At 52.5% G+C, this 1021-nt stretch carries 1 protein-coding gene; it reads right to left on the bottom strand.

The genetic code is table 11. The features are described from left to right. On the bottom strand, positions 1 to 1021 hold a 1021-nt coding region (locus tag A3729_RS26705), incomplete at both ends, for a Tn3 family transposase (protein WP_156498157.1).

Here is a 1021-nt window from a genome sequence, read left to right as displayed (position 1 = left end):
AGCCGGAGAGTTTACGCACCAACGTAGCTTGGCTGGTTTTCCGCTGGGCTAGAGAGACTGCGATCCGCTGGATGGTGTCCCAGTGGTCTATGATGCGTTTCGTGTTGATCGGCTTGCGCAACGATAGTTTCACGCGCTGATTTTCGTCTTCGGTGATGTTGAACAGCTCATTGATGACCTTGCCAACCCGGGCATATCGGGGGGCGAACCGATAACCGAACAGATCGAGCAAGGCAAAGTTCACATGATTTACCCCATGAGTGTCAGTTGAGAGCATGTCCGGGATAATCTCAGTACTGTTGTTCATCAACAGGTCAAAGATGTAATGGGATTCATGTTCGTTGGCGCCGATAACCCGGGCATTGATGGCCATATGATTGGCATTCAGACTGACCGCCGAGACGCCTTTGCTGGTACCGAAGTATTTTGAGGAATACCGTGTACGGAACGTCTCGCGCTTGGCTTCGAACTTCTGACCATCGGCACTGGCATGCAGACTGTCATCCTGGATGTTGTAGTGCTTGAAGATGCTCAGTCGTGTGGTAGCGTTGTTGATACGGTCATTGGCCGCATTCAGGGTTTCCAGCCGAAGGTAGTTCGCCTGGATAGTGCTGAGCTGATCATAGGTCCGATCGGAGATCTGAGCGATGCCATAGATGCCCTGATTAGTGGCATTGGCGATCAAGATCGCCAACAGGTCCACTTCGTATTGACGGCTTTTCGAGTTCATGCCCAGCACATGCTCGAAGTCGTCAATGAATCCGGTATCCTGATCCACCACGCGCAAGACATCGGCAACGCTGATCGCTCTCATTTGTTGGAAGAACGGATTATTCACCAGGTGTTTCTTACTGGCTGTAGGCAACCGCCAAAGGTGTTTGCCGCCTTTCGGGCGCAGTATCACGTCCCGATTGTCCGAACGTTCCAAGTATTCGCTGACCTCGTGTAACCGAAGGGTCAGCTCATCCGCCATACGCGGGATCAGTCGCGTCGGATCCTTGGAGATTTTCGGTTGCTGCGT

This window comes from Oleiphilus sp. HI0043 (assembly GCF_001634935.1).
The sequence above is the reverse complement of the archived record's forward strand: the minus strand, read 5'-3'. Positions and strand labels throughout refer to the sequence as shown.